The organism is Aeromonas sp. MR19 (assembly GCF_963899305.1).
In the GTDB taxonomy this organism is placed as follows: domain Bacteria; phylum Pseudomonadota; class Gammaproteobacteria; order Enterobacterales; family Aeromonadaceae; genus Aeromonas; species Aeromonas bestiarum.
In genome coordinates, this window is sequence record NZ_CAWQWZ010000011.1 from 376,666 (window position 1) to 395,115 (window position 18,450).

Here is an 18,450-nt window from a genome sequence, read left to right on the forward strand (position 1 = left end):
CTGCTCGCTCAGTACGCCATCACATGACAAGGACATGCCATGAGTGAAGGACAAGCCGCAGCCCTCCTGCTCTGGCTATTGCTGCTTATATTCAGCCTGCGCGGCGCCCTGCTGCGAACCCTGCTTGCCCAGCCACTCTATCAGCACCTCTGCCTTGGCGGCGCCATAGCCCTGGTACCACTCTGGGTCTTGCGTGCCGGCCTGCACGAGGGGCTGGAGGTGCACTTTCTCGGCCTCACCAGCCTGACCCTGCTGCTGGGATGGCGCCTCGCCCTGCTCGCTCCCTGCCTGACACTGCTGGTGCTCGGCTACTTCAATGTCATCGAGCTCGCCGACATCGGCTGGCAGGCGCTGATCGGCATCGCCCTGCCCGTGGCCACCACTTGGCTGCTGTTTCTGGCCAGCTGGGCCTGGATGCCCCGCCACCTGTTCGTCTACCTGTTCGTGGTCGCCTTCGGCGGCGGGGCGCTGAGCATCTCGGTCAAGGTGATCGCCAGCGCCCTGCTGATGGGCATGAGTGGCACCTATCCGTGGCACACCATCAGCGCCGACTACCTCTCCATCTGGCCGCTGCTGCTCTTCCCCGAAGCCCTGCTCAACGGCATGACAATGACACTGCTCGCCATCTATCGCCCCCACTGGGTCAACACCTTCTTCGATCGGGAATACCTGGGGCGCTGAGTAACGATCACCCACAAAAAAGCCCGCGATTGCGGGCTTTTTTTATGGGGATTACACGGTGCGGGGGCGCAGGTGGGCGTGCCAGCGGGCCTCCCACTTCTTGAACAGCCAGACGATGACGAAGGTCAGCAGCATGTAGAGCAGGCCTGCGGTCAAAAACGCCTCGAACGGGCTGTAGTAGCGGGAATTGATGATCCGCGCCGCACCTGTCAGGTCGACTATGGTGATGATGCCGGCCACCGCCGAGCCCTGCAGCATGAAGATCACCTCGTTGCTGTAGGCGGGCAGCGCACGGCGAAACGAGTTGGGCAATATGATGCGGGTCAGGGTCTGCCAGCGGGTCATGCCAAAGGCGTTGGCCGCTTCGATCTGTCCCTTGGGCATGTTGAGCACGGCGCCGCGCACTATCTCGGCGGTATAGGCCCCCGTGTTGAGGGTGAACGCCAGCAGGGCGCAGAACCAGGCCTGGGCGAACAGCTCCCAGGCGGCGCTGTTTTTCAGCCACTCCCACTGGGCGGCGCCGTAGTAGATGATGAACAGCTGCACCAGCAGCGGGGTGCCACGGAAGAAGTAGATGTAGGCCCAGATCGGCCCCTTGATCAGCCAGTTGCGGCTGTTGCGCAGTATCCCCATGGGCACCGCCAGAGCCAGGCCGAGCACCAGAGAGGCAGCCACCAGCAGCACCGTGGTGTAGAGCCCCTCCCAGTAGGTGGGCCACTCTTTGAGAATGATTGAGAAATCCATGGCTTACCTCGTCTTTATCGCGTAGTGACGCTCGGCCCATTTCAGTGCCGAGGTGGAGACCGCAGTGAAGATCAGGAAGATCAGGGCCACCGCCATGTAGAAGGTGAAGGGCTGCTGGGTCGACCCCGCCGCCAGGGATGCTTTGCGCACCATGTCATCGAGCCCGATGATGGAGACCAGCGCCGTGGTTTTCAGCAGCACCAGCCAGTTGTTGCCAAAGCCCGGCAGGGCGTGGCGCATCATCTGGGGGAAGAGGATCCGCACAAACACCTGGGTCGCCCGCATGCCAAAGGCGCGAGCCGCTTCCAGCTCCCCCTTGTCCACCGCCAGAATGGCGCCGCGGAAAGTCTCTGTCATGTAGGCGCCGAAGATGAAGCCTATGGTGGCCACACCAGCCGCGAACGGGCTGATGTCGATGTAGTCAGGCAGCAGGGAGACCCACTCCTGGTTCGGATCGCTCGCCAGCAGGTAGTTGTTGTAGCTCTCGTTGACCCAGCTGCAGAGGTTGTTGATCAGCACCTGGCCGCCGAAGAACAGCAGCATCATCAGCACCAGATCGGGAATGCCACGAATGACGGTGGTGTAGGCGGTGGCGATGCCACGTGCCCACTTGTAGGGGGAGAGCTTGGCGAGTGCTCCCAGCATGCCCAGCAGCAACGCCAGCAGTAGCGAGGCCAGCGCCACCTCCAGGGTGATCCAGGCGCCCTCCAGCAGGGAGGCTTCGTATCCTTTCAAATCAAACATATGCGGCTCCATTGCAACGCATTGAGCGGGCCAGCCCGTCCCAATATCCTTTCAAACCAAACACATGCAGCTCCATTGCAACTAAGCGGGCCCATCGCTCCCTTGCGAGAGACAACGGGCCCGATGACTACAGACGAGGGTCAACCTGTCGTGATGATTCGCCGCAATCCCTTCGGCTGCTACCCTGTGTAGCGTGCCTGGGGGTTACTCGCCGTAGACGTCGAAGTCGAAGTACTTGTCGTTGATTGCCTTGTACTTGCCGTTGGCGCGCAGCGCCAGGATGGCGGCGTTGAATTTCTCTTTCAGATCCTTGTCAGCCTTGCGTACCGCTATGCCGGCACCCTCGCCAAACCACTTGGGATCGGTCAGTTTCGGGCCGACGAACTCGTAGGCATCGCCCCCTTCCTTCTTCAGCAGACCGTCGCTGATGGCGGCGGAGTCGGCCATCACATAGTCAACCCGACCAGATTTCAGATCGAGATAGGCTTCATCTGCGGTGCCATAACGCTTGATGGTGGCGTTCGGGAAGTTGTCCGTGATGTAGGTATCCATGGAAGTGGCGCGTTGCACCGCCACGGTTTTACCGTCCATGAAGGCCTTGTCGAGCTTGACCTCTGTGCCCTTCTTGGCGGCGAAGCGGGCCGGAATGTGCTGATACTTCTGGGTGAAGTCCACCTTCTTCTTGCGCTCTTCGGTGATGTCCATGGTGGCTATGATGGCGTCATATTTGCGCGACAGCAGCGCCGGAATGATGCCGTCCCAGTCTTGCTTGACCAGGGTACACTTCACCTTCATCTCTTCGCACAGGGCGTTGGCGATGTCGATATCGAAGCCTTTCACCTCGCCACTGGGCTCGGTCCAAGAGAAGGGAGGGTATGCACCCTCGACCCCGATCCGCACCTCTTTCCACTCCTTGGCCATCAGGCTGCCGGAAGACAGGGCAGTGACTATGGCAGTCGCCAGCATCAGCTTGTTCATGTATCTCTCCTTGATAAAATCGTCGACTGTTGAAGTTGCAGCTTGTTGAAAACAGATCCCGCCCATCAATAGATGGAGGAGATGAATTGCTTGAACCGTTCCGACTTGGGATGGGCGAAGATCTCCTTGGGATTGCCCTCCTCTTCCACGCGCCCCTGATGCAGAAACATTACCTTGTTCGACACATCACGGGCAAACGACATCTCGTGGGTCACCACCAGCATGGTGCGCCCCTCTTCGGCCAGCTCGCGCATCAGGCCGAGTACCTCCCCCACCAGCTCGGGGTCCAGCGCCGAGGTGGGTTCGTCAAACAGCATCACCTCGGGCTCCACCGCCAGCGCCCTGGCGATGGCCGCCCGCTGCTGCTGGCCGCCGGAGAGGTGACCGGGATAATAATCTCGCCGCTCCCACAGACCCACCCGGTTGAGCAGGTGTTCCGCCTTGGCGATGGCCTCGGCGCGGGGGACTTTCAGCACCTGGATAGGCACCTCTATGATGTTCTGCATTATGGTCATGTGCGACCAGAGGTTGAAACTTTGAAACACCATGGCCAACCGGCTGCGAATGCGCTCCACCTGACGCATGTCCTCCGGCAGCCGCTCACCGGCCCGGTTGGATTTCATGCGAATAAGCTCGCCATGGAGTGAAACTGTGCCGGAAGAGGGTGTTTCCAGCAGATTGATACAACGAAGAAAGGTCGACTTCCCCGAGCCGGAGGAGCCGATCAGGGAGATGACATCCCCCTTGCGGGCTGTCATATCGATGCCCTTGAGCACTTCGTGGGTGCCGAAATACTTGTGCAGTTCACGAACTTCCAGTGCGGCAACGTCACTCATCCATTACAACCTTGTCTGTCCCTAGACGCCGCTGGGGCGTGACTCACACCATCATGGATTTAACAAAAAGTTAACCGATGGCAACCTTCAGCGAAAATATCACTCGAATAGTTAAAAAACAATACAGAACAGAGGTCTTTGGTGTTTTGTCTGTATTTTTATTGGTCTCACTGGTATTTTTCAGCACTTTGTCTGCATAAAACTTGGTTTGGACCCGTCGAGCGACACCGCCTTTTTATACCCTGATCGCAAGGGTGGCAAGAAAATTCCGACATCATGACAGCAAGATGGCGAAAGCGACTTTATTCACCCCATCGATGTTTGCATCTTGTTGAAAAATCGGCGATGAGCGTGATTTTATGGCGGCACGCTTGCCGCACCAAGGTGGGCCTTTGAGCCAAATGAGTGCAGCTGCTTGCACCAAAAACATAACAACCTGATAAAAAGCCCCGGATGAGCCATCCAAACTCACAGAAATGTGACACAGAGCCAATAAGTAGTGATAAGGTGTCATTTTTATCAGTTTTTGTGATCGAGGCCCCGATGTTGCTCAATGTATTGCTGATCCTGCTGCCGTTAGGCGTCGGCTATCTGATCCCCCTCTCCTCCGCCCGGCTCATCAAGCTGGTCAATCAGTCCCTCGGCAAGATGGTCTACCTCATCCTGTTTCTGATGGGGCTGGGACTGGCCTATGTGGAAAACCTCGGCAGCAATCTGGCGGTGATCTTCAAGGTGGCCGGTGTCATGCTGGCCGCCATTACCCTCTGCAACCTGCTGGCGCTCTGGTGGCTGGACAAGCGCAGCCCACCGACCCACGAGGCGAGCGACGCCAAGATGCCGAGCAAGCTGCACCTGCTGTGGGAATCCCTCCAGCTCTGCTTCGTGGTGCTGGGGGGCGTGCTGCTGGGGCTGCTGGTCGATCTGCAAGCCCTGCCCATCGATCGCTTAAGCGAGTGGGCCCTGATGCTGCTGCTGTTGCTCATCGGGGTGCAGATGCGCAACTCCGGCATGCGGCTTCGCCAGATCCTGCTCAACCCCTGGGGCATGAAGATCGCCTTCACCGTCATCATCAGCAGCTGGCTGGGCAGCGTGGTGGCGGCCCAGCTGCTGGGCATGCCGCTGAGCCACGCCCTGGCGCTCAGCTCCAGCTTCGGCTGGTATTCGCTCTCCGGCATTCTGGTGGCCGACAAGCTGGGGCCCATGCTCGGCTCAGCCGCCTTTATCAACGATCTGGGCCGCGAGCTCATCGCCATCCTCATCATTCCCATGCTGATGCGTCGCCACCCCTCCGCCGCCATCGGCTACGGCGGCGCCACCGCACTGGACTTCACCCTGCCGGTCATTCAAAAATCCGGTGGCATCCAGATGGTGCCTGTGGCCATCGTCTCCGGCTTTATCCTGAGCCTGCTCGGCCCCATCCTGATCCTGGGATTCCTGGCGATCTAGGCCACACTTGCCGCCCGCAGAATCAAAGAAGCCCGACATTGCTGTCGGGCTTCCTTCATCTGGATATACCGCACTCTCGCGCTATCCGCCGTTCATCCGCGCCACTGACCGCCGCTCATCACCCGCTCGATGGCGAAAGAGTGGGGATGGATCAGCAGCAGATCCGCATCCTGCCCCACTGCGATCCTCCCCTTTGCGGCCAATCCCAGCGCTCGTGCCGGATGGGTACTCACCACCGCCAGCGCCACCTCGAGCGACACCCCGAGCTGGCAGGCGCGTACGCACTCCTGCCACAGGCTGGCAATCTGGCCGCAGCGCATTTCGATCAATCGCCCCTCCGCATCGAAGCGCGGCAGGCTGGCGTTGGCATCTGAGCTGAACGTGATGCGATCGGCAGGCACGCCGGCGGCCAGCAATTCGGTCAATCCATCGGCGGCCAGCCGTTCGCCATCCTCCACCAGATCGGGGAAGCTGGAAGTGGTGAGATCGACCCAGCCTCCCGCCTTGCCCCAGGCTATCGCCTCGGCAAACAGCCAGGGGTTGCGGTTGCAGTGGGTGGGATAGAGCTGGCGCAGCGGAATGTCGGTTTCATCGCGCAGGGTCCGCAGCGGTGCCAGCGCCCCGCGGCCATCCCCCAGATGGAAGAAGCTGACGCCGCTCTTGCCCGAGAGCAGCCCGGCCACCCGCGCCTCGCTCACCAGCCGGGCCAGCTCGTCATGGGTGGGGGCGCTGGATCTGTGATCGCTGATGGCCAGCTCCCCCACCCCCAGCACTTCGGGAATGAGCATGATGTCGGACTCCACCGTGCCGGTGAGTGTCTTGACCGGCAGATGGTAGGAGCCGGTATACATGAAGGCGCTCACCCCCGCCTTGAGGGCCTCACTCGCGGCGAGTTCGGGCGTGCGAAAGGCAAAGCCCCCCTTGCCGCCGCCCCCGGTGATATGGGCCAGCGGATCCATCAGCCCGGGCACCAGGTAGCGACTGCGACCATCGATCCGCGTCAACGGCCAATCTGCGGGGGCCGTCAACCCCTTGCCCATCCAGGCAATGCGGCCATCGGCCACCAGCAGATCCTGCTGGCCGAGGTGGGTGGGACTGAAGATCTCGGCGCCCTCGATCAGGGTCAACATCATGGCTACTCCTTGCAAGCTATCCCCCTGCGGGGAAAAGAGAGAAATCGCTATTTACCCACCATTGGCCTCTCGGTAACGGCAGTGCCTGCCGGCCAGTTTGCCATGTTCGGCATAGGCAAGGGAGAGGGGATCGGCTAGGCTCACCAGCAATTCCCGTTTGCTGGTCGACATCCACCGTCATGAACTATCTGGCTCACCTGCATCTGGCCGCCCATACCCAAAGCTCCCTCACCGGCAACCTGCTGGGGGATTTCGTCAAGGGCCCTTTGCCAAGCACGCTCGGCCCCGCCTTCGATGAGGGGATCTGGCTGCACCGCAAAATCGATGCCTTCACCGATGCCCACCCAGAGCACAGGGCGGCAGTGGCCTGCTTCGAGGCGCCCTGGCGCCGCTTTGGCGGCATCCTGGTGGACATGCTCTACGACCACTGGCTCAGCCTGCACTGGCCACAATTTGGTGAAGACCCCCTGCCCCGCTTTCTGCAGCAGAGTTATGGGCAGCTGCTGGCGGATCATCGGCGCCTGCCGGATGGCTTGCCCGTTGCGCTCACGCGGATGGCGGAGCAAAACTGGATCGCCTCCTATCGCCACAGGGAGGGACTGGGCCGCGCCCTCAACGGCATAGGTCACCGGTTGCGCCGCCCCATCTTGCTGGGCGATGCCCTCGCCACCCTGGACGATGCCAGCTGGCACAATGGCGAGCAGGGATTTCTGCGCTTTTATCCCCAGTTGATGAGTTTTAGCGAGCAGCAGCTCGCCCACTATCGCGAGACTGGCGGCCACGCCGGCGTGCGGCCATAAAAAAGACCCCGTGAGGGGCCTTCTACCAACTCTTCATCAGGCCCCTGGCGTGGCAGGCAGGAAGGTGAACGCCTTGGCCGGCACAAACTTGTCCGCCGTTTCGCCCGCATAGAGTTGACGCTCGGTCAGCGGGAGTTTCTTGACCGGGGCGCCCGCACTCAGATCCAGCTGCTCCATGCTCACCCAGAAGGTGTTGGGCAAATGAGTCAGCTCGAAGAAGTAGCGGCGATGCTGTTGATCCGACACGCTGCGCCACAGGGTGGTGGAGATGTTGGGTTGATCCTGTGTACTGATCCCCATGGGCACCGAGACGTTGCGCATCACGCTCATCACACCGGCAACGGCTTCATTGGCCTGATCCGTCTTGGGCAGGGTCTTGATATAAAAAGAGGCCCGGGCGAAACGATCCGCCGAACGGTTGGTACCCGGCAGCATGATGAGCCCGCCTATCTCCTCCCAGTACTCGTTGAGTGCCAGCTGCTTGTCGAAAACGGGGGAGTTGGTCATCACCTGATAGCTGCGGTCGTGGTGGATCTGCAACTTGCCATCCACGTACTGGAAAATGGCCGAGTCACCGCTGGCATCCGAGATGGAGAGGTGCAGCTGGCCCGGCTTGCCATCCGGCGTCAGAGTGGTCACCACATAGAACTCGTCCTTCGACAAGGCGGCGACCGCCTCGGTGACGGTGGCAAAATTGTCCAGCACATACTGGGCCCAGAGGGAGATGGAGAGCGTCTTGCGCGGATCCTTGTCGCTCGGAGTCACATACTCGGACTCGGTCAGATAGAGCAAATTGGCCACCAGCCCCTTTTCGTTCATGCCATCGGCGGTACCCGCGTCAAAACCTGCGGCGACCAGGGAGCCATAGCGCGCGTTCCACTTCATGGAGTGCGGACCGGCCGCCCCGCTCCGATCGATGCCACGCGGCAAGGCCCAGAGGTTGGTCGGCATGGCGGCGCGCCAGTCCATGGTGCGGCCGGTTACCACCAGACCACCGTCGCCCTGATAAACGGCGCGGGTGCAGGCATCGGCCAGCGAGCTGACCGACAGGGCCATGGTCAATGCCAACAGGGTTTTCTGGAACAGGGGGCGGGATTGGCGTTTCATAGGGTGCATCACTCAGGCTGGTGAAAACGACAGGCTAACGGCTACCGCTGTATGGGAGCTTAATGAGGATAGTCAGCCGCCCGCCACGCTCCCACCTCGCTGCGGCCAAGATGTGATCATGTCGACATAGTTACAGCAAGATCAGCGAGATACACCTGGCATCTGCGTTGCCAGCAGGCTTTTGGCCCAGCCGCTGTCACGTCAACCCCGGTCACGTCATGCTAGGCTGCACATCCATAAAAAAACCGGACCCTGGGCCCGGTTTGCAGATAAAAGTGCGCTGACGCGGGCCTTATTTCTCTTGCTGTGACGGCTCACCCTTCTTCTTGCGGATGCTGAGCCCCAGCTCACGGCCACGCAGGCGGGCGTAATAGATGGTGCCGACAAAGGCGAGTATGGTGAACACCAGCTCCACCACCGCCAGCCAACGCTCTCCCTCGTCCGTGGTGATCAGGGTCAGGGCGTGCAGGAAATAGGGCATCAGCACGAAGTTGCCCCAGGCGTGGGTGTAGGGGTTACCCTGCACTATGCCCTTGAGCGGGAACAGCAGCGGCACAGTCCAGATCACCGGCAGCAGCCAGGGGTTGAGCTCAGGGTGGGGCGAGAGCCACAGATGCCAGAGGATGACCCAGCCCAGCAGGCCAAAGAAGCCGACCAGGGTCAGCAGACGGGCGAAGCGGATGCTCACTTGAGGATCTCCAGCACCTGCTCGGGCGGACGGCCGATGCGGGCCTGACCATCCTTGATGACGATGGGGCGCTCGATCAGCTTGGGGTGCTGGTGCATGGCGCGAATAAGGGCGTCGCCACTCACCTCGCCCAGCCCCAACTCCTTGTAGAGCTCTTCCTTGGTGCGCATCAGCTGGCGCGGATCGGTGAAGCCGAGCTGGCTCAGCAGGGTACGGATTTGCGCCTCGCTCGGGGCCTGCTCCAGATAGAGCACCACATCAGGGGCGATCCCGTGCTGCTCCAGCAGGGCCAGGGTTTCACGGCTCTTTGAGCAGCGCGGATTGTGGTAAATTTGGGTCTCGCTCATGGTAACTCCCTGATTGATCGCAAGATGGGACAAGAAACGGCGTTATTGTAGGGGAAACGGATGGTCAGAGTAAGCGGCAGGGCAAAGGAAATGAAACGAATTTGTTGGCTGATTGTGGCCGGTCTGCTGAGCGCCTGCACCCCGGCGCCCGAGTTCACCAACGGTCAGGGCCAGCCGGTGGCACTGGCCCAGTTTGCCGGCAAGCCGCTCTTGGTCAACTACTTCGCCCCCTGGTGCGCCCCCTGCCTGCGAGAGTTGCCGCTGCTGGAAGCGCTGGCGCAGGAGGGCGCCCTCGCCGTTGTGGCCATCCACTATGATCCGGCCACCCCGGCCGAGCTGGCGGCACTGGCGAGCCGCTACCGGATCAGCCTGCCGCTGTTGATCGCCAATGACACGGCAAGCCTGCCTTTCCCCCACCCGACCGGGCTACCCACCAGCTATCTGCTCGACGCAGAGGGCAAGCTGCAACAGACGATCGTCGGCGAACTCGATGCGCAGCAGATTGCCACCCTCAAGGCGCAGGCTGCGGCGGTTCGCTAGAGTGATCCCTCCCCTCTCCTTGGCAAGTAAGGGGCCCATCACACCCACACACGACGACGGGATTGACCTGCACGACGCCAGGGTACCGCTGGAAAAGGAAACGGGGTGTCCCATTGCTGGCACACCCCGTTTCACCGCACCTCTGATGCATCACCCCTTCAGGCTGTCGAGATCCTTCTTCGCCCGCTCCAGCTCAGTGATGCGAGCCTCCAGCCTGGCCAGGGTCAGCTTGTCGCTGGTGGTGCCACGGGCCACGATCAGCTCGTCGATGGCGGCCTGATAATCTCCGCGCAGGGAGAGCATCTCGGCCCGCGCCATGTGCAGGTCCGTCATCCGTCCCGCCTTGCGATAGGCATCGGAGAGCAGGCTCCAGGCCAGGTTGTTCTCTTCATGCTCGCGGGCATAGGGGTCCAGGATGGCGATGGACTTCTTGTAGTTGCCCCCTTCCAGATAGGCGTTGCCGAGATTGACCACCACCACCTCGTTGTCCGGCATGCGGGTGCGGAACTTCTCCAGCCGGGCGATGGCCTGGGCGCTGCGCCCCTTGGCGAGATCGATGTCGGTGAGGGCATCCACCACGAACAGATCTTCCGGGTGACGGCTCGCCAGCTCCTGCATCAGGGTGTCGGCCTCGTCGGTGCGCTTGAGCTGCAACAGCGCCAGCGCCTTGCCGTAGGTGGCCGCATCCTTGAGCGGGTAATCCCCTTTCTGCAGGCGGTTGTCGAAATAGCTGAGCAGCGCCTGCGGGCTTTCGGTGCCATAGCGCACCTGAATGCGCACCTTGGCCAGCCAGAAGTCGAGGCTGGGGGGCAGGTTGCGGCGAGCATAGCTGGAGGCGCGGCCACGGGCCTCGGAGATCCGGGTCTCCGGCAGCGGGTGAGTCAGCAGCATCTCGGGCGGCTTGCTGGCGTAACGATACTCGGCCGCCAGTTTCTGGAAGAAGTTGGCCATGCCCATGGGATCGAAGCCTGCGTCATACAGGGTCTTCATGCCGATCCGGTCCGCTTCGTACTCGTTATCGCGGGTGTAGTTGATGGCCGACTGCATGGAGAGGCCGAGCGTGGTCTGCAGGGCGGCGATACCGGCGGTGGGGTTGATCACCGCCAGCGCGATGGAGCCCACCAGCCCGGCCAGGGTCATGGCGGAGCTGCTCGCCTGCGCTTCCATGTAGCGGGCTATGTGACGCTGGGTCACGTGGGTGATTTCGTGCGCCAGCACCGAGGCCAGCTCGCTCTCGCTGTCGGCGTAGAGGAACAGGCCTGTGTGCACCTTGACCCGTCCGCCCAGGAAGGCGGCCGCGTTGATGCTGGGGTCATTGATGAGGAAGAAGGTAAACGGGAAGCGTACCCCATCGGCGTTGGAGAGCAGCCGCTGGCCGAGATCGTCTATGTACTGGCTCAGCACGGGATCATCTATGATCGGCAGGCCGGCCCGGGCGAAACGCATGAAGGCGTTGCCATAGCGCACCTCCTGCTCGATGGGCAGGGCGGCCACCCCGGCGGTGCCTATGTCGGGAAGCTGGTTGTTCGCCTGGGCATGGAAGGTGGCACCCATCAGGGAAGCCAGCAGGGGAAGCGATGCCATCAGGGGGGAAAAGCGTGCCACGTTATCTCTATCTCCATCAGAAGGGGCCTCGGCAGAATACCCTTGCCCCTCAAGGGCTACAAGCGTTGTTTCGTGCTCTCATCACGGCCATAATAGCCGCCTCACGCCTGCTGGAGCCCTCATGGAACACCTCGATCTGACCCCCTGGCGCTGCCCCGAGCCGCTGATCCGGCTCAAGCTCTGGCTAAGGGAGGCCAAAAGCGGTCAAACCGTGACCATTCGGCTGGCCGATGCCGGCTCCCGGCAGGACATTCCGGCCTATCTGCAACGTCAGGGTCACCCCTTCACGGTGCAGCAGGCGCAGGACAATACGCTCTCTTTGCAGTTGGTCGTCGGGGCACAGCACCATCATGAGCCCCGGTAACGAAAGGATGCTGTCATGTTAGATGTGCTCAAACGCTGGTATCAGACCCGCTTCTCCGACCCCGATGCGGTCACCCTCTTCCTGTTGCTGGTGGCCTGCTTCGCCGTGCTCTGGCTGTTTGGCGATCTGCTGGCGCCGCTGCTGGTGGCGCTGGTGATGGCCTACCTGCTGGAGTGGCCGGTGAGCCGGCTGAAGCGCCTCGGCCTCTCCCGCACCCTGGGCACCAGCCTGATCCTGCTGCTGTTCATCGCCCTGACGGTCATGGCATTCCTGGGCCTGATCCCGACGCTTGTAAGCCAGGGCATCAACCTGGCCAAGGAGTCCCCCTCCATGCTGGCCCATGCCCAGGACTATGTGCGCACCCTGCCGGAGCAGTATCCCGAGCTCATCAACGTGACCCTGGTCGAGACCATCATAGACAACATTCGCCAGCGCATTCTGACCGGTGGCGAACAGCTGGTGAGCGCCTCCCTGAACTCGCTGGTCAACGTGGTGGCCATCCTCATCTACCTCATACTGGTCCCCTTGATGGCGTTCTTCATGCTCAAGGACAAGCAGGTGCTGATGGGCAGCCTGCGCCGCTTCCTGCCGCGCAACCGCACCCTGGTCAACCGGGTCTGGGTGGAGATGAACGAGCAGATCCTCAACTACATCCGCGGCAAGGTGATCGAGATCCTCATCGTCGGGGTCATCAGCTACGGCGCCTTTGCCATGCTGGGGCTGCGCTATTCGGTGCTGCTGGCGGTGGCGGTCGGCTTCTCCGTGCTCATTCCCTACATAGGGGCCGCCGCCGTGACGGTACCGGTCGCCATGGTGGCCCTGTTCCAGTGGGGGTTGACCCCGGAATTCACCTGGCTGATGGTGGTCTATACCGTGATCCAGGTGCTCACCGGCAACGTGCTGGAGCCCGTGCTCTTCTCCGAGGCGCTCAACCTCCATCCGGTGGCCATCATCATAGCCGTGCTGGTGTTTGGCGGGCTCTGGGGATTCTGGGGCGTCTTCTTCGCCATTCCCCTCGCCACCCTGGTCAAGGCCGTGCTCAACGCCTGGCCCAAGCGCGATGACGCCCCCCAGCCTGGAGCCTGATGAGGCGCCTTCCCGCACTCCCGTTTCATCCCCCACAGGGCATCTCTTCGGACATGCCCTGTGTCATCTTGAACATCTGCTAGCTGGCGCTGTCAGCGCCCTGATAAAGTGCGCTAATATCCAGCCTCACAGCGCCAACCGACCAGGATGGATGCCTCACGTTCATGGAGCCCGAGCGACAATGACCCTACCTAGCGCACGCCGGCTTGCCAGCGCACTCACAGCCCTCTCACTGCTCAGTACCGCGGCCCATGCCGAGATCGATCTGGGCTCCCTCGACGTGTTCGCCCACGACAGCCCCACCAGTCCTGTCCCCAAGGGGCTGGTGCTGGGGACGGCGGTCATAGGCGGAGATGCGCGCTATCAGGCGCAAGATGCCGCAGGCTACGTCATTCCCGGCTTCATCTACTTTGGCGACCAGTTCATGTACCTGGGCGATCGGGCCCGCTACTACTTCTACAAGGATGAGACCCTGGCCGCCTACGGCTATGGCCGGCTGCGCTTTGGCAACCTGGATCCCGACGAATATGCGCAGTTCAACGGTATGGAACCACGCAAGTGGGAGCTGGAAGGGGGCATGGGAGCCAGCCTGATCACCCCCTACGCCCTGCTCAGCACCCGCCTCAGCACGGATGTGACCGGGCGCAGCCAGGGCCAGGAGCTGCTGCTGTGGGCCGACTTTCCCATCATCCGCGACCGGCTGCTCATCATGCCCGGCATGGGGATGATGATCCGCAGCAGCAAGCTGGCGAACTACTACTTCGGCGGCGTTTCCGAGAGCGAGGCCACGGCGCAGCGACCGGCATGGGACACGGGGGCAACCCTCTCACCCATGGTGGCCATAGTCACCAGCTACCGCTTCACTCCCAACTGGATCGGCATGTTCGCCGCCAACTACGAACGCTATGACGAGGAGGTTGCCAACAGCCCCCTGGTCCAACACCAGGGGGAGCTCTACGCCGGCTTCGGGATCGGCTATATCTGGTAAGCCGCGCCGCCATCACAAGCAAGAAGGGAGCCCATGGCTCCCTTCCTGGTCTGGCAACATGGCCGTAGCTGTATCAGAGGTCGGCCAGAAACGCCGCCAGGGCCTGATTGACGAAGGCGGGATTTTCCAGCGACGAGATATGACCCGCAGCCGGGATTTCCTTGAAGGGGCAACCCAGCACCTCGGCCATCAGGTAGCCTTCCAGCACGGGGCGTGCCTTGTCTTCGCACCCTGTCATCACCAGCGCAGGCATGGCCATCTCTTCCAGCCAGTCGATGCGATCTTCCCGGGTCACGAAACTGCGCCCCACCGCCACCATGGCGGCGATCTTCTCCCCTGGCCAGGCGGCGAGACGCCCCTTGAAGTCGGCCATCAGGGCCACATCCGGCTGGTTGGCAAAGAACAGCGGCGCCACCTGCTCGACGATGGGGGCCGGTATGGTGCCGAGCTGCCCAATCATGCCCAGCATGCCGAGGTAACGTTCGCAGGTGATCTGCGGCTCCAGGCCGACGAAGCTGTCCATCAGCACCAGACCCTTGATGCGATTTGGCGCCATCCTGGCCAGCTCCACACCCCACATGCCACCGATGGAGAGACCCACCAGCACGCACTCGTCGATGCCGAGGCCGTCGAGCAGGGCCAGGTGATCCCGCGCCAGGGTCGCCAGGGTGCAGGGGCCTTCCGGCAGCAGGTCGGAATCACCGTGGCCCCACAGCTCGGGCACTATGCAGCGGTACTGGCCCTTGAGCGCGGCGACTTGCGGCGCCCACATGGCGCTGTCCCACAGGTAGCTGTGACCAAACAACAGAACCGGGCCCAGCCCCTCGTCCAGATAGGCCATTTGGCGGCCCGCTATCTCCATAAATTGCTTCATGTTTTCTCCTGTTGCCAGCTGCTGATGATGAGACGGCAGTGCAAATCGCCATAAATGGCTTCATGTTTTTTCCATTGCCAGCGGCTGATGAGGCGGCCATCACAAGCGCCATACACCGCCTCATGTTTTCTTCTGTTTCTGTTGCCAGCGGTTGACGGGGCGGCAGTGTAACACGTCGGCCTTGGCAGTGGCGCCTCCCTGGTGCAAGCTGGGGTGACGCACAAAAAGGACTCAAAAAGGAGAGAGCCATGCCCAAGGAAAAGAGCAAGAAACGCCCGCGCCTGGACAAGAAATGCTACGAGCACCACCTAGCCCACCTGCAGGAGGAACTGGTCAAGCTGCAGGAGTGGGTCAAGCAGGAGGGGCTGAAAGTGGTGGTGCTGTTCGAGGGACGCGATGCCGCCGGCAAGGGGGGCGTCATCAAGGCGATCACCGAGCCCCTCAACCCCCGGGTCTGCCGGGTCACGGCCCTGCCCGCCCCCTCGGATCGGGAGCGATCCCAGTGGTATTTTCAGCGCTATGCCGCCCACCTGCCCGCCGCCGGCGAGATGGTGCTGTTCGACCGCTCCTGGTACAACCGGGCCGGGGTCGAGCGGGTGATGGGCTTTTGCAGCGACAACGAGTATCGCGAGTTTCTGCGCGCCTGCCCCGAGTTCGAACGCATGCTGATCCGCTCGGGGATCACCCTGATCAAGTACTGGTTCTCGGTGTCGGACGAGGAGCAGGAGAAGCGCTTCAAGGAGCGCATCAACACCCCCATCAAGCGCTGGAAGTTCAGCCCCATGGATCTGCAATCCCGTTCGCGCTGGGTGGAGTACTCCCGCGCCAAGGATGACATGTTCACCTACACGGACACGCAAGACAGTCCTTGGTTCGTGGTGGAGGCGGACGACAAGCGCCGGGCCCGCCTCAACTGCGTCGCTCACCTGCTCAGCAAGGTGCCCTACGAGGCGATCCACTACGAGCCCATCACACTCCCCCCCATCAAGACCGAGGGCTATGAGCGCCCGCCCCTGACCAGCCAGACCTTCGTGCCCGACATCACGGCCGCGCTGGAGACCTGAGCAGAGGCCAGGGAGCCAGGCCTGCCGGACGGGCCCCGAACGGCAGGCAATAAAAAGCCGGTCTTGCGACCGGCAAAAAGGCATTGAATTTAGTGGAAAACCTCGGCGCCATCAGGCTCTTACATAGCGAGCCATGCGCGGGAAGGCTTGTTCGTTGGCATCGAACAGGTAGCAGGCTTCGGCCGGAATGCCGACGCTGTACGCCTGACCCGTGGCCACGTCGATATCGGAGTGCGCCTTGACGGTGAAGTCGTGGCCATCCACATCCATATAGACGAAAGACTCGGCGCCCAGATGCTCGGCCACCTGCACGACGCCGGTCACCTTGCTGTGCGCATGGGGGTGATCCAGGGTCACCAGGTGCTCGGGGCGAATGCCCAGCTCCACCTTGTCACCGACCGCGCCGCGACGGGCATCTACCCGCGCCCGCACCGTATCGCCGGAAGTCAGCTTGACCACGCACTCCTGCTCGCCGATTTCCAGCAACTCGCCAGCTAGGAAGTTCATCTTGGGGGAGCCGATGAAGCCCGCCACGAACTTGTTGTCCGGGTTGTGGTAGAGATCGAGCGGGGTGCCGAACTGCTCCAGATTGGTCTCGGCATCGCCCTTGAGCGGGCTCAGCACCACGATGCGGTTGGCCAGCGTCATGGCCTCCACCTGATCGTGGGTCACGTAGATGATGGTGGAGTTGAGCTCCTTGTGCAGCTTGGCGATCTCGATGCGCATCTTGACCCGCAGGGCGGCATCCAGGTTCGACAGGGGTTCGTCAAACAGGAACACCTGGGGCTGCTGCACTATGGAGCGACCTATGGCCACCCGCTGGCGCTGACCGCCGGAGAGGGCCTTGGGCTTACGGTCCAGCAATGGCTCAAGCCCCAGGATCTCGGCGGCGCGCATCACCCGCTTGTGGATGTTCTCCTTGTCCATCTTCTTGAGCTTGAGGCCGAACGCCATGTTCTCGTAGATGTTCATGTGCGGGTAGAGGGCGTAGGACTGGAACACCATGCCCACGTTGCGCTCCACCGGCGGCACGTCGTTCATGTAACGACCGCCTATGGTCAGCTCACCGCTGGTGATGTCCTCGAGCCCTGCGATCATGCGCAGCAGGGTGGACTTGCCGCAGCCGGACGGGCCGACGAAGACGATGAACTCCCCTTCCTTGATGGCCAGGTTGATGTTGCGCAGCGTGTCCTTGTGGACCGCCGGATCGTAGTTCTTGCGAACGTTGTTGAGTACTACTTCAGCCATGACGAGCTCCGCTCTTAAATCTGTGCAAATCGTGACGGCGGGGGAAGTCAGCTCCCCCGGCCATTAAAACCTTAACCTTTCACACCACCAGCAGTGAGGCCACCGACCAGCCAGCCCTGCGACAGACCAGCAGGAACACCTTGGTGCTGGCTGTGTGGCGCATGCGGCAACACACTTAACCTTTCACGCCACCGGCAGTGAGGCCGCCGACCAGCCAGCCCTGTGACAGACCAGCAGGAACACCTTGGTGCTGGCTGTGTGATGCATGCGGCAACACACTTAACCTTTCACGCCACCGGCAGTGAGGCCACCGACCAGCCAGCGCTGCGCCATCAGGAACACCACTGTGATGGGCAGGCCAGACAGCACGGCAGCAGCGGCGAAGTCGCCCCACAGATAGTTCTGCGGATAGAGGTATTGCTGGGCACCGACCGCCAGGGTCAGGTTGTTCACATCCTGCAGCAGGATGGAGGCCACGGGCACCTCTGTGATGGTGCCGATGAAGGCCAGAATGAACACCACCGCCAGTATGGGCACCGACAGGGGCAACAGGATCAGGCGGAACGCCTGCCAGGGGGTCGCACCGTCGATGGCCGCCGCTTCTTCAAGCGAAGAGTCTATGGTCTCGAAGTAGCCCTTGATGGTCCACACGTGCAAGGCAATGCCGCCCATGTAGGCCAGGATCAGGCCACCGTGGGTGTTGAGACCCAGCCAGGGCACATAGTCGCCTATCTTGTTGAACAGCGCATAGATGGCCACCAGCGCCAGCACGGCCGGGAACATCTGGAAGATCAGCATGCCCTGCAATATGGTCTGCTTGCCACGGAACCGCAGGCGGGCAAACGCATAGGCACAGGTGGTCGACAGCGTCACTATCATCAGCGCCGTGATGCACGCGATCTTGATGGAGTTCCACAGCCAGGTCAGCACGGGGAACGGCGGCGGCGTTATGCTGCCATCGGCGTTGGTGATGGACATGCCGAGCGCCAGCTTCCAGTGATCCAGGGTCGGATTGGAGGGGATGATCTCCCCGACTGAGAAGTTGCCGTTACGAAACGAGATGGCGATGACCATGATCACCGGGAAGATGATCAGCGCCAGGAAGCCCCACATGACCAGGTGGGTTGCCCACACCCGGTATTTGACTGATTTGGGTTGTACGATAGCCATTGAGAAG

General features: G+C 61.7%; 20 protein-coding genes. 8 read left to right on the top strand and 12 right to left on the bottom strand.

Features of this window, described 5'->3' with window-relative positions:
- Positions 1–39 precede the first annotated feature (39 nt).
- Positions 40–681 carry an energy-coupling factor ABC transporter permease gene (locus AACQ95_RS07455; protein ID WP_241278207.1) on the top strand — a complete coding sequence of 214 codons (642 nt, stop codon included), beginning with the start codon at positions 40–42 and terminating at the stop codon, positions 679–681.
- Positions 682–732: 51 nt separating this feature from the next.
- Here the strand turns inward: AACQ95_RS07455 and AACQ95_RS07460 are convergent, their stop codons facing one another.
- The 4 genes from AACQ95_RS07460 to AACQ95_RS07475 all read right to left on the bottom strand — a co-directional run bounded on the left by AACQ95_RS07460 (position 733) and on the right by AACQ95_RS07475 (position 3,983).
- Complete coding sequence (locus AACQ95_RS07460; RefSeq protein ID WP_042641721.1) at positions 733–1,425, bottom strand: ABC transporter permease; 693 nt, start codon at positions 1,423–1,425, stop codon at positions 733–735.
- Positions 1,426–1,428: 3 nt separating this feature from the next.
- Positions 1,429–2,169 (bottom strand): ABC transporter permease, encoded by a 741-nt coding sequence (locus AACQ95_RS07465; RefSeq protein WP_241278208.1) that lies wholly within the window; start codon positions 2,167–2,169, stop codon positions 1,429–1,431.
- A gap of 204 nt (positions 2,170–2,373) precedes the next feature.
- Positions 2,374–3,147 (bottom strand): ABC transporter substrate-binding protein, encoded by a 774-nt coding sequence (locus AACQ95_RS07470; protein ID WP_043136911.1) that lies wholly within the window; start codon positions 3,145–3,147, stop codon positions 2,374–2,376.
- A gap of 65 nt (positions 3,148–3,212) precedes the next feature.
- Entirely contained in the window at positions 3,213–3,983 is a 771-nt protein-coding gene (locus AACQ95_RS07475) for an ABC transporter ATP-binding protein (RefSeq protein ID WP_043136913.1), read from the bottom strand.
- 543 nt (positions 3,984–4,526) lie between these two features.
- On the opposite strand from AACQ95_RS07475, the gene AACQ95_RS07480 reads away from it, so the two are divergent.
- Entirely contained in the window at positions 4,527–5,429 is a 903-nt protein-coding gene (locus tag AACQ95_RS07480; RefSeq protein ID WP_241278209.1) for a lysine exporter LysO family protein, read from the top strand.
- A 92-nt stretch (positions 5,430–5,521) separates the two neighbouring features.
- On the opposite strand, the gene AACQ95_RS07485 is transcribed toward AACQ95_RS07480, so the two are convergent.
- The gene (locus AACQ95_RS07485) at positions 5,522–6,559 is read right to left on the bottom strand and encodes an amidohydrolase family protein (protein WP_241278657.1); all 1,038 of its coding nucleotides are present in this window, start codon (positions 6,557–6,559) and stop codon (positions 5,522–5,524) included.
- Between the two features lie 182 nt (positions 6,560–6,741).
- Between AACQ95_RS07485 and AACQ95_RS07490 the strand changes: the two genes are divergently transcribed.
- The gene (locus tag AACQ95_RS07490) at positions 6,742–7,362 is read left to right on the top strand and encodes an acyl carrier protein phosphodiesterase (RefSeq protein WP_241278210.1); all 621 of its coding nucleotides are present in this window, start codon (positions 6,742–6,744) and stop codon (positions 7,360–7,362) included.
- A gap of 36 nt (positions 7,363–7,398) precedes the next feature.
- On the opposite strand, the gene AACQ95_RS07495 is transcribed toward AACQ95_RS07490, so the two are convergent.
- The 3 genes from AACQ95_RS07495 to arsC form a co-directional block, all read right to left on the bottom strand.
- Complete coding sequence (locus AACQ95_RS07495) at positions 7,399–8,469, bottom strand: linear amide C-N hydrolase (protein WP_241278211.1); 1,071 nt, start codon at positions 8,467–8,469, stop codon at positions 7,399–7,401.
- A 292-nt stretch (positions 8,470–8,761) separates the two neighbouring features.
- On the bottom strand, positions 8,762–9,157 hold the full coding sequence (locus AACQ95_RS07500; protein ID WP_241278212.1) for a DUF2069 domain-containing protein: 396 nt from the start codon (positions 9,155–9,157) through the stop codon (positions 8,762–8,764).
- The gene (arsC, locus tag AACQ95_RS07505) at positions 9,154–9,504 is read right to left on the bottom strand and encodes an arsenate reductase (glutaredoxin) (protein ID WP_241278213.1); all 351 of its coding nucleotides are present in this window, start codon (positions 9,502–9,504) and stop codon (positions 9,154–9,156) included. Before arsC ends, AACQ95_RS07500 begins: the two co-directional genes overlap by 4 nt.
- Positions 9,505–9,564: 60 nt before the next feature.
- Here arsC and AACQ95_RS07510 point away from each other — a divergent pair, with 60 nt between their 5' ends.
- Complete coding sequence (locus AACQ95_RS07510) at positions 9,565–10,044, top strand: TlpA family protein disulfide reductase (protein ID WP_241278214.1); 480 nt, start codon at positions 9,565–9,567, stop codon at positions 10,042–10,044.
- Between the two features lie 150 nt (positions 10,045–10,194).
- Here the strand turns inward: AACQ95_RS07510 and AACQ95_RS07515 are convergent, their stop codons facing one another.
- Positions 10,195–11,649 carry a beta-barrel assembly-enhancing protease gene (locus AACQ95_RS07515; protein ID WP_347005396.1) on the bottom strand — a complete coding sequence of 485 codons (1,455 nt, stop codon included), beginning with the start codon at positions 11,647–11,649 and terminating at the stop codon, positions 10,195–10,197.
- 121 nt (positions 11,650–11,770) lie between these two features.
- On the opposite strand from AACQ95_RS07515, the gene AACQ95_RS07520 reads away from it, so the two are divergent.
- The 3 genes from AACQ95_RS07520 (at position 11,771) to AACQ95_RS07530 (ending at position 14,087) form a co-directional block, all read left to right on the top strand.
- On the top strand, positions 11,771–12,013 hold the full coding sequence (locus AACQ95_RS07520) for a sulfurtransferase TusA family protein (RefSeq protein ID WP_042865789.1): 243 nt from the start codon (positions 11,771–11,773) through the stop codon (positions 12,011–12,013).
- 15 nt (positions 12,014–12,028) lie between these two features.
- On the top strand, positions 12,029–13,099 hold the full coding sequence (locus AACQ95_RS07525; protein ID WP_241278215.1) for an AI-2E family transporter: 1,071 nt from the start codon (positions 12,029–12,031) through the stop codon (positions 13,097–13,099).
- Between the two features lie 181 nt (positions 13,100–13,280).
- Complete coding sequence (locus AACQ95_RS07530) at positions 13,281–14,087, top strand: MipA/OmpV family protein (RefSeq protein WP_241278216.1); 807 nt, start codon at positions 13,281–13,283, stop codon at positions 14,085–14,087.
- 73 nt (positions 14,088–14,160) lie between these two features.
- Here the strand turns inward: AACQ95_RS07530 and AACQ95_RS07535 are convergent, their stop codons facing one another.
- Positions 14,161–14,961: an alpha/beta fold hydrolase gene (locus AACQ95_RS07535; RefSeq protein ID WP_241278217.1), complete on the bottom strand. Its 801-nt coding sequence runs from the start codon at positions 14,959–14,961 to the stop codon at positions 14,161–14,163.
- A gap of 248 nt (positions 14,962–15,209) precedes the next feature.
- On the opposite strand from AACQ95_RS07535, the gene ppk2 reads away from it, so the two are divergent.
- The gene (ppk2, locus tag AACQ95_RS07540; RefSeq protein ID WP_043136951.1) at positions 15,210–16,025 is read left to right on the top strand and encodes a polyphosphate kinase 2; all 816 of its coding nucleotides are present in this window, start codon (positions 15,210–15,212) and stop codon (positions 16,023–16,025) included.
- Between the two features lie 111 nt (positions 16,026–16,136).
- On the opposite strand, the gene AACQ95_RS07545 is transcribed toward ppk2, so the two are convergent.
- Positions 16,137–17,273 carry an ABC transporter ATP-binding protein gene (locus AACQ95_RS07545; RefSeq protein ID WP_042865784.1) on the bottom strand — a complete coding sequence of 379 codons (1,137 nt, stop codon included), beginning with the start codon at positions 17,271–17,273 and terminating at the stop codon, positions 16,137–16,139.
- 279 nt (positions 17,274–17,552) lie between these two features.
- Entirely contained in the window at positions 17,553–18,443 is an 891-nt protein-coding gene (gene malG / locus AACQ95_RS07550; protein ID WP_043136954.1) for a maltose ABC transporter permease MalG, read from the bottom strand.
- Between the last annotated feature and the right edge of the window lie 7 nt (positions 18,444–18,450).

Excerpts from the sequence above, each read along its gene's own strand:
- AACQ95_RS07455 (WP_241278207.1), top strand. The coding sequence starts at position 40 with ATGAGTGAAGGACAAGCCGCAGCCCTCCTGCTCTGGCTATTGCTGCTT.
- AACQ95_RS07460 (WP_042641721.1), bottom strand. The coding sequence starts at position 1,425 with ATGGATTTCTCAATCATTCTCAAAGAGTGGCCCACCTACTGGGAGGGG.
- AACQ95_RS07465 (WP_241278208.1), bottom strand. The coding sequence starts at position 2,169 with ATGTTTGATTTGAAAGGATACGAAGCCTCCCTGCTGGAGGGCGCCTGG.
- AACQ95_RS07470 (WP_043136911.1), bottom strand. The coding sequence starts at position 3,147 with ATGAACAAGCTGATGCTGGCGACTGCCATAGTCACTGCCCTGTCTTCC.
- AACQ95_RS07475 (WP_043136913.1), bottom strand. The coding sequence starts at position 3,983 with ATGAGTGACGTTGCCGCACTGGAAGTTCGTGAACTGCACAAGTATTTC.
- AACQ95_RS07480 (WP_241278209.1), top strand. The coding sequence starts at position 4,527 with ATGTTGCTCAATGTATTGCTGATCCTGCTGCCGTTAGGCGTCGGCTAT.
- AACQ95_RS07485 (WP_241278657.1), bottom strand. The coding sequence starts at position 6,559 with ATGTTGACCCTGATCGAGGGCGCCGAGATCTTCAGTCCCACCCACCTC.
- AACQ95_RS07490 (WP_241278210.1), top strand. The coding sequence starts at position 6,742 with ATGAACTATCTGGCTCACCTGCATCTGGCCGCCCATACCCAAAGCTCC.
- AACQ95_RS07495 (WP_241278211.1), bottom strand. The coding sequence starts at position 8,469 with ATGAAACGCCAATCCCGCCCCCTGTTCCAGAAAACCCTGTTGGCATTG.
- arsC (WP_241278213.1), bottom strand. The coding sequence starts at position 9,504 with ATGAGCGAGACCCAAATTTACCACAATCCGCGCTGCTCAAAGAGCCGT.
- AACQ95_RS07510 (WP_241278214.1), top strand. The coding sequence starts at position 9,565 with ATGGTCAGAGTAAGCGGCAGGGCAAAGGAAATGAAACGAATTTGTTGG.
- AACQ95_RS07520 (WP_042865789.1), top strand. The coding sequence starts at position 11,771 with ATGGAACACCTCGATCTGACCCCCTGGCGCTGCCCCGAGCCGCTGATC.
- AACQ95_RS07525 (WP_241278215.1), top strand. The coding sequence starts at position 12,029 with ATGTTAGATGTGCTCAAACGCTGGTATCAGACCCGCTTCTCCGACCCC.
- AACQ95_RS07530 (WP_241278216.1), top strand. The coding sequence starts at position 13,281 with ATGACCCTACCTAGCGCACGCCGGCTTGCCAGCGCACTCACAGCCCTC.
- AACQ95_RS07535 (WP_241278217.1), bottom strand. The coding sequence starts at position 14,961 with ATGAAGCAATTTATGGAGATAGCGGGCCGCCAAATGGCCTATCTGGAC.
- ppk2 (WP_043136951.1), top strand. The coding sequence starts at position 15,210 with ATGCCCAAGGAAAAGAGCAAGAAACGCCCGCGCCTGGACAAGAAATGC.
- AACQ95_RS07545 (WP_042865784.1), bottom strand. The coding sequence starts at position 17,273 with ATGGCTGAAGTAGTACTCAACAACGTTCGCAAGAACTACGATCCGGCG.
- malG (WP_043136954.1), bottom strand. The coding sequence starts at position 18,443 with ATGGCTATCGTACAACCCAAATCAGTCAAATACCGGGTGTGGGCAACC.